Origin of the sequence: Streptococcus sp. 400_SSPC, from assembly GCF_001072745.1 — a bacterium.
GTDB lineage: Bacteria > Bacillota > Bacilli > Lactobacillales > Streptococcaceae > Streptococcus > Streptococcus xiaochunlingii.
This window is the reverse complement of the sequence record NZ_JVIQ01000017.1, coordinates 64,819-81,275: the sequence shown is the minus strand read 5'-3', so window position 1 is coordinate 81,275 and position 16,457 is coordinate 64,819. Positions and strand designations below refer to the sequence as shown.

Genomic DNA, 16,457 nt, shown 5'->3' with positions numbered 1-16,457 from the left:
TCAATTCTCGGTCACTTTGTTATAATAGAGAAAACTTACAGAAATAGAGAGGTTCTTTATTTGAAAGAACATTCAATTGATATTCAATTAAGTCATCCAGATGATCTCTTCCATCTGTTTGGATCCAATGAGCGTCATTTGCGTTTGATGGAGCAAGAGTTGGATGTGATCATCCATGCACGAACAGAAATTGTCCAGGTCATTGGGCAAGAAGAAGATTGTGAGAAAGCTAGACAAGTCATTGAGGCTTTGCTGATCTTGGTGAATCGTGGTATGATCATCGGGACGCCGGATGTCGTAACAGCTATTCAAATGGTTCGTAATGATGAGTTGGATAAGTTCGTCGCCTTGTATGAAGAAGAAATCATCAAGGATAGCTACGGCAAGCCCATTCGGGTCAAAACGCTGGGGCAAAAGATTTATGTCGATAGTGTCAAGCACCATGATGTGACCTTCGGGATTGGACCAGCCGGGACAGGGAAAACCTTCTTAGCGGTGACCTTGGCCGTCACCGCCCTCAAGCGTGGTCAAGTTAAGAGGATCATTTTGACCCGTCCAGCTGTAGAAGCAGGAGAGAGCCTTGGTTTCCTTCCAGGAGATCTCAAGGAAAAAGTGGACCCTTATCTACGACCGGTCTATGATGCTCTCTACCAGATTTTAGGGAAAGACCAAACTACTCGGATGATGGAGCGGGAGATTATCGAGATTGCGCCTTTGGCTTATATGCGGGGGCGGACCTTGGACGATGCCTTTGTCATCCTCGATGAAGCGCAAAATACCACCATCATGCAGATGAAGATGTTTTTGACCCGTCTTGGTTTTAACTCCAAGATGATTGTCAATGGAGATACCAGCCAGATTGACCTCCCTCGAAATGTCAAATCCGGTTTGATTGATGCTCAGGAGAAATTAAAAAATATTTCTCAGATTGACTTTGTGCATTTCTCTGCCAAGGATGTTGTTCGTCATCCAGTAGTAGCAGAGATTATCCGGGCCTACGAGCCCATTCCGAATCCAGTCCTCAAAGAAAAACTGGATGTGGAAGAAGAAGCAGAATAAAAGAAGAGGCAAAGATTTTATGATCTTTGCCTTTTAAATATTAGAAATTAAACCAATTCATCAATTGGTGTGAAGTTGCGTTCTAGCCCTTCTGCAACTGGTTGGCTTGTGATATGGCCTTGGTAAGTAGTAACACCTTGGCGCAATCCTTCATCAAGGGCGATGGCCTTATGGAAACCTTTGTCAGCCAAAGATTCGACATAAGGAAGGGTTACATTGGTGAGGGCAATGGTAGAAGTACGAGCGACAGCGCCTGGGATATTGGCAACGGCATAGTGGAGCACACCATGTTTTTCGTAAACAGGCTCCGTATGTGTTGTCACACGGTCTGCAGTTTCAATAACACCACCTTGGTCGACGGCTACGTCCACGATGACAGAACCTGGACGCATTTGTTTGACCATATCGTCTGTCACTAATTTAGGAGCTTTAGCTCCAGGGATTAGGACGGCTCCGATGACAACATCGGCATCACGGACACTGGCTTCAATGTTAAATGGATTGGACATGAGGGTTTGGATTTGGTGACCAAAGACATCTTCTAGGACAGACAAGCGTTTAGCGCTGATATCCAAGATGGTAACTTGGGCGCCGAGTCCAAGAGCGATCCGAGCTGCGTGGGTTCCAACGACTCCACCACCGATGATGGTAACTTTCCCTTTAGGAACACCAGGTACCCCACCTAGGAGGACGCCAGATCCACCTTCTTGTTTAGTGAGGAAGTGAGCCCCGATTTGAACGGCCATTCGTCCAGCAACCTCACTCATTGGTACCAAAAGAGGCAATTGTCCTTCAAGGTCTCGTACCGTTTCGTAAGCCACCCCAGTTGTCTTGGCAGTCACCATGGCATCTGCTAATTCAGGGGCAGCAGCCATGTGCAAGTAGGTGAAGAGCAAGAGGTCTTCACGAAGGAAGCCATACTCTTCAGCGAGGGGTTCCTTGACTTTGACCACCAATTCAGCTGACCAAGCTTCTGCAGCAGTTGCAACGATAGTTGCCCCTTGTTTAACGTAATCTTCATCTGCAAAGCCAGAACCGAGTCCGGCATTGGTTTCCACCAAAACCTGATGGCCTTTCTTCACCAAGCTTTGTACACCTGCAGGTGTCAAACCAACACGATTTTCATTGTTTTTAATTTCTTTTGGGATACCGATTAACATGATTATTTCTCCTTACTTAGATATGGGTGTAAAAAGGCCATTGGTGTGAGATTCCTCTCCTAACTCAATGACCTTTTCACTCCTTATCCAACTCTTTTAATTGATTGTTTTTATTTTATAGAAAAGTGGGTTAAAAAGCAAGAAAAAATTGAAGTTTCTTTCCTCAAGAAAGTATGGGAAACGAATGGGGGATGAACCAGCTCCTTGCCGCCCGTGATCAGGACAACCCAGCTTCTGGACGGGTGATGGCCAAATCAGGGATGAAATTTTCTCACGAAGAACCCTACGCGATGCTAGACCTGCATGAAGAAGGGCGAATGGTGACGAGAGTTCATTATGTCCTCACAAAGGAAGAATATTTCGCAGAAAAATGAGTCAGAATATTGACAAAAGACCTATCTCCATGATATATTAGATAGGTACTGCTGGTTTAGCTCAGTCGGTAGAGCGCATCCATGGTAAGGATGAGGTCGCCGGTTCAATCCCGGCAACTAGCATAGCAGAAGAGAGAAGCTTAGAGAAGATTTAGGCTTCTTTTTTTGCGAGTCCATTTTTAAAAGTCCAGCTTTTTTCAACAATTTTCAAAAATGCGTTGACAAGCAAGGAAATAAGTGGTAAAGTTAGAACAACAAAGAGAAAGGAGAAAACCATCATGAACAAAGTAGATGTTTTGATGACACAATTGAATACACAGCTTCTCCAATCTCAGTTGAGTTCAATGTAAACTATAAATGGAACCCAAGATGGAGGAGTCTGTCTTGGGTTTTTTGTATGCATTTTTACCCGCCTTAACTGAATTGGTGATAGGCATCAGAAGGCCCAAGTGTGGACTGAGTATGTACTCAGCTCCTTGCTTGGGTTTTTTCTGTGCCATTTTGAAAAGGAGAATATATGATCAGAGCTATTTGGGAGTATATCAGGGAGCGCAAGTGGCGATATGTGAAGATCGCTATGGTCCTGATTCTTTATGATTACACTTTATTGATCCCGACGCAAGTCATCCAGCGCTTAGTGGATCATTTGAGTCAGCAGACGCTGACACAATCTAACTTTGTATGGGATATGGTCCTCTTGGTAGGATCGGCCATCCTTAACTATTTGACGGCTTTTTATTGGCAGTTGCGCCTTTTTCAGTCGTCCATCCATTTTAAGTCGACCCTTCAGGAGCAAGCGTTTCGTAAGCTAGTAGCTATGCGACGTCCCTTTTTTGAGAAATTCCGTTCAGGAGATCTCTTGACGCGCTTCACGACAGATGTCGATGGCATGGCCGATATGGCTGGTTATGGTATGATGATCATCCTTTATGGTGGCGGTTTATTTACCTTTATTATATTGGCCATGTTTTTCCTTTCTTGGCAATTGACCTTGATTTGCTTTATTCCCATGATTTTTCTTGTCGTATCCACCTATTTTTTGAGTAAAAAGCAGGAGGACTACATTGAGCAAAACCGGGAAGCAGTTGCGCAGTTAAACGATGAGGTCTTGGAGTCTATCGAAGGGATTCGGGTCATGCGTGCCTATAGTAGACGGGAGCAGCAGGTCAAACAGTTCCAAACAAAAACAGCTAGTCTTGCTAAAACAGGAGATAAGATCGCCTCTATTCAATATTCTTTTGGCCCTTTAGCTCTGTTGTTTATTGGAGTTTCGACTGTCTTACTCTTGGTATTTGGAGGTCAATCCTTAGCTAGTGGGCAATTGAGCTTAGGAAAACTCTTGGCCTTGCAACTGTATTTGGTCTTCTTGGTTGAGCCTATGTGGATGCTATCAGATTTTATCTTGGTCTATCAGACAGGGCAAATGTCCTTTAAGAAGTTAAAAGAAGTGATTGATGAAACAGATGATTTAGAGCCAGATGGTCCGCATTACTTGACACAAATTGATTCGGTAGAGTTTAAGGATTATTCCTTCCGCTATCCTGGTGCTGAGCGAAAGAGCCTGTCAGGTATTTATTGGACCGTTCAGAAAGGCCAAACAGTAGGGATTGTTGGTCGTACAGGATCAGGAAAGACGACCCTAATCCGACAGTTCTTGCGACAGTACCCAGTTGGTGAGGGAGGATTCTTGATTAACCAGCAACCGGTCGTTGCCTACAATCGGCGTTCCATTGAAGATAAAATTGGTTACGTTTCCCAAGAACATATTTTATTCTCCAAGTCCATTCGTGATAATATCGCTCTGGGTAAAAATGGTGCTAGTGACGAGGATATAGTGGAAGCGGTAGCCCAAGCTGCTTTTGCGGATGATCTCGAGCGGATGTCTCAGGGAATGGACACCATGATCGGTGAGAAAGGGGTCTCTGTATCAGGAGGTCAAAAACAACGGATCTCTCTGGCGCGTGCCTTCTTAAGAGATGCAGATCTCTTGTTGTTAGATGATTCCCTTTCAGCAGTGGATGCCAAGACCGAACAGGCCATTATTGACACCATTCAAAAAGAACGAAAAGACAAGACGACCATTATTGTTTCCCATCGCTTGTCTGCTGTCCATCAGGCGGATTGGATCATCGTCTTGGATCAAGGACAGATTGTAGAAGAAGGCAGGGCTTGTGATCTGCTGGCTCAAGAGGGTTGGTACTACGAACAATACCAACGGCAACAAAAACAGGAAGGAGAATAAGATGAAAGTATTGAAACGATTATTATCTAGGATCACGCTTTATCCTACAGTCTTTCTTGTTGGCTTTATTTGTCTCTTATTAGCCACCATCTTTTCTGAGTTGTCTCCATTCGTTCTTCAAAAGATGATTGATGGGCCTTTGACTGCACTGACCCATGGTGGAGAGCAAGATCAGCTACTCCAGATGGGAGGTTTTTATCTCTTGGTCTTGAGCATTGGACAGCTGATTAGCTACCTAGGAAATCGGATCTTGCTACACGGAAGCAATCAAGTGACGGCTAACCTAAGAGACCAAGCCTTTCAAGTCATGCAAGGGCTACCTATCTCTTATTTTGATGATAAGCCGGCTGGAAAGATCGCGACAAGAATTGTCAATGATACGGAAACCTTGCGGACTCAGTTTTATAACTCCTGTATGGTGTTGATCATCTTTTTAGTACGTTTTCTCTTCGTTCTAGGGATTCTCTTTTACCTGAGTCCTATGATTGGCCTTCTCTTGTGTTTGGTCTTTCCGATTTTCTATGGGATCCAGTATCTCTATAAGGTTATGACGGACCAACCGATGAAGGATTTCTTTGATGCGAGAAGCGAGGTCAATACCCAGGTCAATGAACTCTTGCATGGTGCCAGCATGATCCAACTCTACGGTCAAGAGCCCCATGTTATCGAGGAGTTTGAAGCCACTACGCAGAAGATGCTAGGGGCTAATGACCGGATTCTTTTAGCTGATTCAATCGCTTCTTGGACCTTGACGGAATTGCTCAAGTATTTGGTCATTGCAGGTATTTTGACCATCGCTGGCATGTCTTACTTAAAAGGGAATATTGGTGTGACGGCTGGTTTCTTGTTTATCAATATCAACTATGTCATGAATCTCTTTGAACTAATGGCTGCCCTTAGTCGTCAATTCCCAAATATTCGGCGATCCTTAGAAACGGGGAGCCGCGTCCTTGCTTTCTTGGACCAACCTTTGGAGGCCGATGGTGCATCGGAACTGAAGATAGAAAAGGCAGAAGTCGTGTTTGACGACGTTCAATTTGCCTATGAAGAAGGCAAACCAGTTCTGCGGGATATTGCCTTTCAGGCTAGTCCAGGGGAAACCATCGCTCTTGTGGGCCATACTGGATCAGGTAAGTCTTCGATTATGAACCTGCTCTATCGTTTTTATGATCCTCAAGAAGGAGCGATTTTGATCGATGGTCAAGATATTCGCCAAGTCTCTCGTGAGAGCCTACGAAGCCATATGGGGATTGTCCTGCAGGATCCCTATCTGTTCTCAGGGACCATTGCTAGCAATGTGGCCATGAGTCAAACAGATATCGACCGTGATCGCGTCTTGGATGCTCTAAAACAGGTCGGTGCCCTGCCTATGATCCAGAGATTAGAAAAGGGAATTGACCATCCAGTGGTTGAAAAGGGATCTGCCTTCTCAAGCGGGGAGCGCCAATTGATTTCCTTTGCTCGGACCCTCTATATGAATCCGCAAATTCTGATTTTGGATGAGGCTACCTCTCACATCGATACGGAAACAGAAGAAGTTATCCAGAAGGCTATGGCAGTCCTGCAAAAGGGGCGGACCACCTTTATCATTGCCCATCGCTTATCGACCATTCAAGATGCGGATCAGATCTTGGTTCTATCAGAAGGACGCATTGTCGAACGGGGCCAACATGAAGACTTGATTGCCCATGGTGGTATCTATGCCCAGATGCAAGCTATCCAACAGACGGTTGAATAAAAGGGCATTCTTCAAATAGTAAAAGTAGCGTGTATTCTAGTATATACGCTATTTTTATGCTATAATTGAAATGATAGTGAGGTGATCCAAGATGTATATTGAAATGGTTGATGAGACCGGTCAAGTCTCTGAAGAAATGATCAAACAAACCCAGGAAATTTTAGAATTTGCTGCAAAAAAATTGGGCAAAGAAGACAAGGAAATGGCAGTGACCTTTGTAACCAACGAACGTAGCCATGAATTGAACTTGGAATACCGGGATACGGATCGCCCAACGGATGTGATCAGTCTGGAATACAAACCAGAGATGGACATTGCTTTTTCGGAAGAAGATTTAGAAGACCATCCAGAATTGGCAGAAATGATGGCAGAGTTTGATACCTATATTGGAGAGCTCTTTATTTCTGTAGACAAGGCGCGTGAGCAAGCTGCTGAGTATGGCCATAGCTTTGAGCGCGAGATGGGCTTTTTAGCAGTGCATGGCTTCCTTCATATCAACGGTTATGATCACTATACGCCGGAAGAAGAGAAGGAAATGTTTGGCTTACAGGAAGAGATTTTGACAGCCTATGGACTCACAAGACAATAAACGAAAATGGAAAAATCGAGAACTGATTGCCAGTCTTGAATTTGCTTTAACAGGGATTTTCACAGCCTTTAAAGAGGAACGAAATATGCGTAAGCATGCACTTTCAGCTATCTTAGCGATTGTTGCAGGCTTCCTTTTTGGCATTTCAGCAACAGAGTGGCTCTTTCTACTCTTAAGTGTTTCTTTGGTCATTGCCTTTGAAATCATGAATTCTGCTCTTGAAAATGTAGTGGATTTGGCGAGTGATTACCATTTCTCCATGCTGGCAAAGAATGCCAAGGATATGGCCGCAGGAGCGGTTCTCGTTATTTCGGGCTTTGCCTTTGTGACAGGTCTCATCATATTTGTGCCCAAGTTGTGGGCTTTGGTATTTGGATAAGAGGGAGACTTCCCTCATGAAAGGAAACTATGACATTTAAATCAGGCTTTGTAGCCATTTTAGGACGTCCCAATGTCGGGAAGTCAACTTTTTTGAACCACGTCATGGGGCAAAAAATTGCCATCATGAGTGATAAAGCGCAGACAACGCGCAACAAGATTATGGGAATCTACACGACCGATAAGGAACAGATCGTCTTTATCGATACCCCAGGGATTCACAAACCCAAGACAGCGCTTGGAGACTTCATGGTAGAGTCGGCCTATAGCACCCTTCGAGAAGTCGATACCGTTCTCTTTATGGTGCCAGCAGATGAGCCACGTGGGAAAGGCGATGACATGATCATCGAGCGCCTCAAGGCTGCTAAGGTGCCGGTTATTCTGGTGGTCAACAAGATCGACAAGGTGCACCCTGACCAACTCTTGGCGCAAATCGATGACTTCCGTAGTCAGATGGAGTTCAAAGAAATTGTGCCGATTTCAGCCCTTCAAGGAAACAATGTTTCGCATTTGATTGATATTTTGAGCGAAAACTTAGAAGAAGGTTTCCAATATTTCCCTGCTGATCAAATCACTGACCACCCAGAGCGTTTCTTGGTCTCTGAAATGATCCGTGAGAAGGTCTTGCATTTAACGCGGGAAGAAATTCCCCACTCTGTTGCCGTAGTGGTGGATTCTATGAAGCGGGATGAAGAGACAGATAAGGTTCATATCCGTGCAACCATCATGGTCGAGCGCGATAGCCAAAAAGGCATTGTCATCGGAAAAGGTGGGGCCATGCTCAAGAAGATCGGGACCCTTGCGCGTAAGGATATCGAGCTCATGCTAGGGGATAAGGTCTTCCTAGAAACCTGGGTCAAGGTCAAGAAAAATTGGCGGGATAAGAAATTGGATCTTGCCGATTTCGGATACAACGAAAAAGAATATTAAAAAGAGGTGGGCAGAAGCCTGCTTCTTGTTTTTGAAAGGAGTTCTATGCCTGAATTACCAGAAGTAGAGACTGTCCGACGCGGTCTTGAGAAATTAATTCTTGGAAAAACCATTCAGTCAATGGAAGTAAAGTATCCAAAGATGATTCATACGGATCTAGATGCTTTTTGTCAAGATCTTCCAGGTCAAGAAATTCGGGCCATGGGGCGCCGTGGGAAATACCTTTTATTTTATCTGACGGATCTGGTCCTCATCTCGCATTTGCGGATGGAAGGCAAGTATTTCTTTTATCCAGACGAGGTTCCTCTTCGCAAGCATGCCCATGTCTTCTTTCATTTTACAGATGGTAGCACTCTGGTCTATGAAGATGTCCGCAAGTTTGGGACCATGGAAGTCCTAGTACCTGAGCTTGTCGACAGCTATTTTTTGGCGAAAAAAATTGGTCCAGAGCCGACGGAAGCGGATTTTAAAGACCCAGCCTTCCAAGCAGCTCTTAAAAAATCAAAGAAACCCATTAAATCAGCTCTTTTAGACCAAAAATTAGTAGCTGGTTTGGGCAATATTTATGTGGATGAGGTTCTTTATCGAGCCAAGGTTCATCCAGCCCGTTTGGGTCAAAGCTTGACTGCTAGAGAAGCCAAAGCCGTTCGCAAAGAAACGATTGCCGTGCTTGCTCAGGCTGTTGAAAAGGGTGGTTCCACCATTCGCTCCTACAGCAATGCATTTGGTGAGGATGGCACCATGCAGGAAGAACACCAGGTCTATGGGAAAACAGGCCAGCCTTGTTTGCGCTGCGGGACTCCGATTGAGAAAATCCAGCTGGGGGGACGCGGAACCCATTTTTGCCCCCACTGTCAAAAGGAGAACTAGATGGCAAGAATCATCGGATTAACAGGAGGAATTGCTTCAGGAAAGTCTACTGTCACCTCCTATTTGAGAGAAAAAGGATATCCTGTCATTGATGCTGATCAAGTAGTCCATGATTTGCAGGCACCAGGTGGAGAACTCTATCAAGCTTTGGTAGATCATTTTGGAAGGGACATCCTTCTAGATACAGGAGACTTGAATCGTCCTGCTCTGGCTCAACGCATCTTTTCAAGCCAGAAAGAGATTGCCTGGTCCAACCAAGTACAAGGGGACATCATTCGCAAAGCTCTGGCGCGAGAACGGGACCGACAAGCTGCAACAGAAGACATCTTTTTCATGGATATCCCCTTGTTAATCGAGCAGGGATATCTGGACTGGTTTGACCAAGTCTGGCTGGTATATGTGACGGAAGATACTCAGTTAGAACGTTTGATGGAGCGCAATGCCTTAACAGAGGTCCAGGCGCGCGATCGTTTAGCAGCCCAGATGCCTCTAGATGAGAAAAAAACTCTTGTCGATCTCGTGATCGATAACAATAGCCAGCGTGATCACCTCTATCAGGAAATCGATCGTGCTTTAGAACAAATAGAAAGAAGATGATCCTATTTCACTGGAAATCAATTGGCGTAAAAATCTTTTTATTGCCTGGATTGGCTGCTTTTTCGTAGGTGCTAGTCTTTCGTTAGTGGTTCCCTTTATGGCTCTATTTGTGGAGGAATTGGGGGTGAAAGGTCCGGCAGTTCCTTTTTATGCTGGGATTGCAGTCGCCTCCTCCTCTTTGACTTCCGCTCTAATGGCCCCAATCTGGGGGAGTTTGGCGGACCGTTATGGTCGGAAACCCATGATGTTGAGAGCCTCGATTGCTATGACCTTGACCATGGGAGGAATTGCTTTTGTCCCTTCCGTCTTTTGGTTGCTGCTCCTACGCTTATTAAATGGTGTCTTCTCAGGCTTTGTGCCTAATAGCACGGCTCTCATTGCCAGTCAGGTACCAAAGAATCAATCTGGATATGCTCTAGGAACCTTATCGACGGGAACCGTTGCCGGTACCTTGATGGGCCCCTTGTTGGGGGGATTGATCGCAGAGCAATTTGGTATGCGGAATGTCTTTCTCCTCGTTGGTTTTTTCCTCTTTCTTGTCTCTGTCTTGACTTGGTGGGGCATTGAGGAAGACTACCAACAAATATCGAAAGAGGAGCACCTTTCAAGCTGGGAATTACTGGCTTCTATCCAGCATAAGGACATTTTACTGGGCCTCTTTTTGACCAGTATGACCATTCAGATGATCGGTCAGTCCATTTCTCCCATTCTTCCACTCTATGTGAGAGAACTTGGCCAGAGCGACAATGTTATTTTTGTATCTGGACTGATCGTATCAGCGATGGGGATTTCCAGTATCCTAACATCGGGATGGATGGGAAAGCTTGGAGATAAAATTGGCAACCATCGCCTCTTACTTTTATCTCTTCTCTATAGTGGCATCCTCTACATCTTCTGTGCCCTTGCTCAGACCCCTTTTCAATTAGGCCTTCTTCGCTTCCTATTTGGAATTGGAACAGGAGCCTTAATGCCCGGAGTGACGGCTCTCTTAAACCGCATGACTCCCAAGGAAGGAATTTCTCGGATTTTTAGTTACAATCAGCTCTTCTTTTATGTTGGGGGAGTTCTTGGTCCCCTGATGGGCTCTAGTATTGCCATGCATGTCAATTACCATTGGGTATTCTATGGGACTGCTATCCTAGCCTTTATAGATTTGGCCTTCCTTTTATTCATCTTTAGAAAGTATTTGAAAGTGAGAGAAATCAGTGCGCATTAAAGTACAACTAACCTGCACGAGCTGTGGTAGTCAGAATTATTTGACAAGTAAAAATATGAAGACACACCCTGAAAAAATTGAAGTTTTGAAGTATTGTCCCAAAGAGAGAAAAGTGACATTACATCTTGAAACAAAATGATTTTTATGGTAAAATAGATAAGATTTTAAGGAGTTTTTTAATTATGACTAAACCGTTGATTACTATTTTATTGGTACTATCTGTATTAATTGTTATTGCTATCTTCATGCAACCAACTAAAAATCAATCTAGCAACGTATTCGATGCAAGCTCAAATGACTTATTCGAACGTTCAAAAGCTCGTGGATTCGAAGCAGTCATGCAACGTTTAACAGGAGTCATGATTTTCCTTTGGTTACTGATTGCGATGATTCTAATGGTATTATCCAGTAAATAAGATAGGCTTAGACATTGTCTTTGCCTATTTTTTCATCTATGGGTCGTTTGATAGGGAGTTTGTCACTTGTAAAGAAATCTCTCTGAAAGAAAGAAAATAAAGGAGGCTGGGTGACCAGCACAAGATATGAAAAGTAAAATTATTGATTATTTAAAACAGGAGGGAAAAGCTCAGGTTGATCAATTGGCTCAAGCCATTGGGAGTACTGACGCCAAAGGTTTTCGTGAACTGATTAAGACCATTTCGCTGATGGAGCGACGTCGTCAACTAACCTTTGAAGAAAATGGTTTTTTAAGTCTCCTTGATGCCAAGCCAAAAGGCGTCATTACTGTGAAAGGGATTTTCCATGCTCATAAGAGTGGCTTTGGATTTGTCAGCTTAGAGGGGGAAGAAGAGGACCTTTTTATTGGACGAAATGATGTCAACCATGCCATTGATGGGGATACAGTTGAGGTTGTAATCACCAAGGTCGCCGATCGGCAAAAGGGGACCGCGGCAGAGGGGAAAATCATTGATGTCTTGGAGCACAGCCTCCAAACAGTCGTCGGCCAAATCGTTTTGGATGAGGAAAAACCCAAATATGCAGGCTACATCCTTTCAAAGAATCAAAAGATTAGTCAACGCATTTACGTGAAAAAACCTGCCCTACAATTAGAGGGAACGGAAGTTCTCAAGGTAGCTATTGAACAGTATCCAAGTCGGAAGTACAACTACTTTATAGCCTCAGTACAAGATGTGGTTGGGCATGTGACAGATCCTGGGATCGATGTCTTGGAAGTTTTAGAGTCTATGGATATCGTCTCAGAATTTCCAGAAGCAGTCCTCAAAGAAGCAGAAAGCATCCCAGACCAGCCTAGTGAGAAGGATATGGAGGGACGTTTGGACCTTCGAGATGAAATCATCTTTACCATTGATGGTGCCGATGCCAAGGACTTGGATGATGCGGTTCACATCAAGCGCTTGGAAGGTGGGAATTTTGAGCTTGGCGTTCACATAGCAGATGTCTCTTATTATGTAACCGAAGGTTCTGCCTTGGACAAGGAAGCCCTCAACCGCGCGACCTCTGTCTATGTCACAGACCGGGTCGTGCCCATGTTACCTGAGCGTCTATCAAACGGGATTTGTTCCTTAAACCCTCAAGTGGATCGCTTGACCCAATCAGCCATTATGGAGATCGACCAGCGTGGTCGGGTCCTTCGCTACCAGATCACCCAAACGGTCATTAAAACGACTTTCCGTATGACCTATAGCGATGTCAATGAGATCATTGCTGGGGACCAGGAGAAGCGTGAGGAATACCAAGCTATTGTGCCAAGTATCGAAGCCATGGTTGCTCTTCATCAGATCTTAGAAGGAATGCGGGAAAAACGAGGAGCTCTGAACTTTGATACCAGTGAAGCAAAAATCCTAGTCAATCCTCAAGGAAAACCAGTAGACATCGTCTTGCGCCAACGTGGGGTTGCAGAACGGATGATTGAATCCTTCATGCTGATCGCCAATGAGACAGTAGCAGAGCATTTTGCCAAACGAAAACTTCCCTTTATTTACCGGATTCACGAAGAACCCAAAGCAGAGAAAGTGCAAAAGTTTATCGATTATGCTTCTAGTTTTGGCCTTCCAATTTATGGGACAGCTAGTTCCATGAGTCAGGAAACCTTGCAGGACATCATGAAGAAGGTAGAAGGGGAACCCTATGCTGATGTCTTGTCTATGATGTTGCTTCGTTCCATGCAACAAGCGCGTTATTCCGAGCACAACCACGGCCACTATGGGCTAGCAGCTGAGTTCTATACTCACTTCACCAGTCCGATTCGCCGGTATCCAGACTTATTAGTCCACCGCATGGTGCGAGAGTATGGAAAAGATTCTGAAGTAGCTAGTCATTTTGAACAGGTCATTCCAGATATTGCTAGCCAATCCTCTAGTCGGGAACGCCGCGCCATTGATGCCGAACGGGAAGTAGAAGCCATGAAGAAGGCAGAGTACATGGAAGACTATGTTGGCGAAGAGTACGATGCTTTGGTGTCCAGTGTCGTCAAGTTTGGTCTCTTTGTTGAATTGCCAAATACCGTAGAAGGTTTGATCCACATCACCACCTTACCTGGTTTTTATCATTTTAACGAGCGAGATTTGACCTTGCGTGGGGAAAAATCAGGCGTGACCTTCCGTGTCGGTCAGGAGATCCGAATCAGGGTCGAAAGAGCGGATAAGATGACTGGCGAGATTGATTTTTCTTATATCCCAAGTGAGCTGGATTTGATTGAAAAAGTCACTAAAACATCGGGTCGTAAAGATCGAAATGGACACTCTAAGCGCGCTTCTTCTAAGAAAGAAGAACGAAAGCAAGGAGGCATTAGAGAGAACAAGCGCAAGCATTCTTCAAAAGACAAGAAGAAAAAGAGTAAGAAACCTTTTTACAAGGAAGTAGCTAAGAAAGGAGCTAAGCATGGCAAAGGGCGAGGGAAAGGTCGTCGCACAAAATAAGAAAGCAAGCCACGATTATACAATTGTTGAAACCATTGAAGCAGGAATGGTCCTGACTGGTACAGAAATCAAGAGTGTTCGAGCAGCTCGTATCAACCTCAAGGATGGATTTGCCCAAGTCAAAAATGGGGAAGTCTGGCTCAGCAATGTTCATATTGCTCCCTATGAGGAAGGCAATATCTGGAACCAAGACCCAGAGCGTCGTCGCAAACTCTTGCTGCATAAGAAGCAAATTCAAAAGTTGGAGCAGGAGACTAAAGGAACAGGGATGACTCTAGTTCCCCTTAAGGTTTACCTTAAGGATGGCTACGCCAAGCTCTTGCTGGGCTTAGCCAAAGGGAAGCACGATTATGACAAACGTGAATCCATCAAACGGCGGGAGCAAAATCGTGACATTGCTCGTGTCATGAAGCAATACAATACGCGTTAAAGTAAGAAATAGGAACAGCTGAAGCAAGGGCTGAAAACTGTTCCTATTTTTAAATTTCCTTTCTTGAAACCGCTTGCATTATTATCTGGATAAGAGTATACTGAAGGTAGCGTTGGTATAGTTGTTTTTCGTCGGCTTGAAAATGATTTTCTAGCCTCTTTTGTAGTCATAAAGGAGATCGACTATGAGAAAACTACTGGTCAAACTGATGATTGCTTTGATGGCCTTTGCCTTGATTCCAGTTCAAGTTGCGCAGGCCTGCTCAGCCTTCATTGTTGGGAAGGAACTCACGACAGATGGTTCCATGCTCTTTGGGCGGACTGAAGACTATCCTTATGCTCCCGATGGTGGTCGCCACAATAAAACTTACGAAGTGGTACCTGCCAAAGACTATAAGGATGGGGATATGTTGGAGGACGAATCCAACGGCTTTGCTTATCCCCACTTGAGTCATGAAATGAAATATACCGCAACTTATGATGCAGCCCATGGAGATGGTTCCAACGGGAATTTCGGAGCACACGGCTTTAACGAAGCGGGCGTTTCCATGACTTCTACCGTATCTGCAACCCCACACGATAAGATTTTGGAAGCAGATCCACTTGTGAAAAATGGCTTGGCTGAAGCTGCTATGGTAGACTTGGTTCTCCCACGTGCCAAAACAGCTCGTGAAGGAATTGAGTTGGTTGCCAAGGTACTTGATGAAAAAGGATCTGCCGAAGGAAACATCATTGTCGTAGCAGATAAAGATGAACTCTGGTACATGGAAATCCTCTCTGGTCACCAATATGTAGCCATTAAATTCCCTCAAGACCGCTATGCCATCTTTGCCAATACCTACTATCTAGGACATGTGGATTTCAAGGACAAGGACAATGTCATTGCTTCAAAAGATGTGGAAGCAGTTGCTAAAAAGGCAGACCACTACAAGACTGATAAAGATGGTAACTTCCATATTGCAGACTCATATGGTCCAGATGAATATACCGAACGCAACCGCTCACGGACCTATGCAGGGATTACCTTGATGGATCCTAAAGCGGACATCAAATATGATGATAAGCACTTTGACCTCTTGCACAAACCAACGGATCCTTCTAAAAAGTATAGTCTAGAAGATGTTTTCGCTGAACAACGGAACCGGTTCGAACACCTCAAACAATACACACCAGATGACTTAGTGGAACCAGGTAAAGAAGTCGATACCAATAAATACAAATATGCTTTGGGAAATGAAAACGTCATTAACGCCCACGTATACCAAATTAAGAAGGACTTGCCAACACCATTTGGTGGTGTTGTTTGGTTAGGTCTCGCTCAAAGCCGGAACACGCCTTATGTGCCATTCTATGGTATTGTCAACGATACCTACGCACCATTCAAAGTTCGCTCTGCCAAATATGATCCAACTTCTTGGTATTGGGCTGTTTGGCATATTGACCAAATGGTCATGAAATACCCAGATCTATTTGGTAATAGCATCCAAGAGAAGTGGAAAGAATTGGAAAAAGGCTGGATCAAAGAACAAGCAGCTTTGGATCAAAAATACAGTGGACTCACTGATGACCAAGCGAAAGCTACTGCAGACGAAGTAACAAGTGACTCACTTAAACGTGCGGAAACTATCTTCAAACAAATCAAGCAAGTTGAAAGTGAGATGGAAGATAAGATTCGTACAGAAAAAGGTTTGGAAGCAGACTTTGTTTATGATGGCTATAACAAGGCCAATCTGGTCGCAGCAGCTCAAGCTAAAAAAGATGCATCGAAAGAGACAGAAAAGAAGGAAGAAACAGCTTCTAGTCAATCATCTAGCAAGGCAAGTGATTCAAACAGCAGTTTATCTGCCGTCTTAGGAGTTTTGGCACTTGCAGGATTTGGCTTGGCAGGTTTCTACTTTAAAAAATCAAAAAAGAATGAAAATGAAGAATAAGTAGACTGAGACTGCTAAATCAGCATCCTGCCTCAACTGGATTC

Annotated in this window: 15 protein-coding genes, 1 tRNA gene and 1 pseudogene; 16 read left to right on the top strand and 1 reads right to left on the bottom strand. The window is 44.3% G+C overall.

The window, feature by feature from the left end; all coding sequences use genetic code 11:
• Nucleotides 1-60: 60 nt before the first annotated feature.
• On the top strand, nucleotides 61-1,059 hold the full coding sequence (locus ADH49_RS03520; protein WP_172605100.1) for a PhoH family protein: 999 nt from the start codon (nucleotides 61-63) through the stop codon (nucleotides 1,057-1,059).
• A gap of 47 nt (nucleotides 1,060-1,106) precedes the next feature.
• On the opposite strand, the gene ald is transcribed toward ADH49_RS03520, so the two are convergent.
• On the bottom strand, nucleotides 1,107-2,219 hold the full coding sequence (gene ald, locus ADH49_RS03515; RefSeq protein WP_048689632.1) for an alanine dehydrogenase: 1,113 nt from the start codon (nucleotides 2,217-2,219) through the stop codon (nucleotides 1,107-1,109).
• Nucleotides 2,220-2,407: 188 nt separating this feature from the next.
• Between ald and ADH49_RS03510 the strand changes: the two are divergent.
• The 15 genes and pseudogenes from ADH49_RS03510 to ADH49_RS03445 all read left to right on the top strand — a co-directional run.
• Nucleotides 2,408-2,593 (top strand): annotated as a pseudogene (locus ADH49_RS03510) (N-acetyltransferase); the annotation flags it as partial.
• 50 nt (nucleotides 2,594-2,643) lie between these two features.
• Nucleotides 2,644-2,716: transfer RNA gene (locus ADH49_RS03505), tRNA-Thr, on the top strand.
• Between the two features lie 394 nt (nucleotides 2,717-3,110).
• Nucleotides 3,111-4,835 carry a tetracycline efflux ABC transporter Tet(46) subunit A gene (gene tetA(46), locus ADH49_RS03500; RefSeq protein ID WP_048689629.1) on the top strand — a complete coding sequence of 575 codons (1,725 nt, stop codon included), beginning with the start codon at nucleotides 3,111-3,113 and terminating at the stop codon, nucleotides 4,833-4,835.
• A gap of 1 nt (nucleotide 4,836) precedes the next feature.
• The gene (gene tetB(46), locus ADH49_RS03495) at nucleotides 4,837-6,573 is read left to right on the top strand and encodes a tetracycline efflux ABC transporter Tet(46) subunit B (protein WP_048689626.1); all 1,737 of its coding nucleotides are present in this window, start codon (nucleotides 4,837-4,839) and stop codon (nucleotides 6,571-6,573) included.
• A gap of 91 nt (nucleotides 6,574-6,664) precedes the next feature.
• A complete protein-coding gene (gene ybeY, locus ADH49_RS03490; protein ID WP_048689623.1) occupies nucleotides 6,665-7,162 on the top strand; it encodes an rRNA maturation RNase YbeY in 498 nt (165 codons plus the stop codon).
• Nucleotides 7,143-7,541: a diacylglycerol kinase family protein gene (locus ADH49_RS03485; RefSeq protein WP_048689618.1), complete on the top strand. Its 399-nt coding sequence runs from the start codon at nucleotides 7,143-7,145 to the stop codon at nucleotides 7,539-7,541. The genes ybeY and ADH49_RS03485 overlap by 20 nt, the downstream gene beginning before the upstream one ends.
• A 29-nt stretch (nucleotides 7,542-7,570) precedes the next feature.
• Nucleotides 7,571-8,470 (top strand): GTPase Era, encoded by a 900-nt coding sequence (gene era / locus ADH49_RS03480; protein ID WP_048689615.1) that lies wholly within the window; start codon nucleotides 7,571-7,573, stop codon nucleotides 8,468-8,470.
• 45 nt (nucleotides 8,471-8,515) lie between these two features.
• On the top strand, nucleotides 8,516-9,340 hold the full coding sequence (gene mutM, locus ADH49_RS03475) for a DNA-formamidopyrimidine glycosylase (RefSeq protein WP_048689612.1): 825 nt from the start codon (nucleotides 8,516-8,518) through the stop codon (nucleotides 9,338-9,340).
• Complete coding sequence (coaE, locus tag ADH49_RS03470; RefSeq protein ID WP_048689609.1) at nucleotides 9,341-9,937, top strand: dephospho-CoA kinase; 597 nt, start codon at nucleotides 9,341-9,343, stop codon at nucleotides 9,935-9,937. It abuts the gene before it with no gap.
• Between the two features lie 16 nt (nucleotides 9,938-9,953).
• Nucleotides 9,954-11,153 (top strand): multidrug efflux MFS transporter, encoded by a 1,200-nt coding sequence (locus tag ADH49_RS03465; RefSeq protein WP_281281321.1) that lies wholly within the window; start codon nucleotides 9,954-9,956, stop codon nucleotides 11,151-11,153.
• Nucleotides 11,143-11,292 carry a 50S ribosomal protein L33 gene (rpmG, locus tag ADH49_RS09705; RefSeq protein ID WP_081453577.1) on the top strand — a complete coding sequence of 50 codons (150 nt, stop codon included), beginning with the start codon at nucleotides 11,143-11,145 and terminating at the stop codon, nucleotides 11,290-11,292. The genes ADH49_RS03465 and rpmG overlap by 11 nt, the downstream gene beginning before the upstream one ends.
• Before the next feature lie 43 nt (nucleotides 11,293-11,335).
• Nucleotides 11,336-11,569 carry a preprotein translocase subunit SecG gene (gene secG / locus ADH49_RS03460; protein WP_048689602.1) on the top strand — a complete coding sequence of 78 codons (234 nt, stop codon included), beginning with the start codon at nucleotides 11,336-11,338 and terminating at the stop codon, nucleotides 11,567-11,569.
• Between the two features lie 126 nt (nucleotides 11,570-11,695).
• The gene (rnr, locus tag ADH49_RS03455) at nucleotides 11,696-14,053 is read left to right on the top strand and encodes a ribonuclease R (RefSeq protein WP_048689600.1); all 2,358 of its coding nucleotides are present in this window, start codon (nucleotides 11,696-11,698) and stop codon (nucleotides 14,051-14,053) included.
• Nucleotides 14,016-14,483, top strand: a complete 468-nt coding sequence (gene smpB, locus ADH49_RS03450) for an SsrA-binding protein SmpB (protein WP_048689598.1) — start codon at nucleotides 14,016-14,018, stop codon at nucleotides 14,481-14,483. The genes rnr and smpB overlap by 38 nt, the downstream gene beginning before the upstream one ends.
• 184 nt (nucleotides 14,484-14,667) lie before the next feature.
• Nucleotides 14,668-16,413 carry a C69 family dipeptidase gene (locus ADH49_RS03445; RefSeq protein ID WP_048689593.1) on the top strand — a complete coding sequence of 582 codons (1,746 nt, stop codon included), beginning with the start codon at nucleotides 14,668-14,670 and terminating at the stop codon, nucleotides 16,411-16,413.
• The last annotated feature ends 44 nt before the right edge of the window (nucleotides 16,414-16,457 follow it).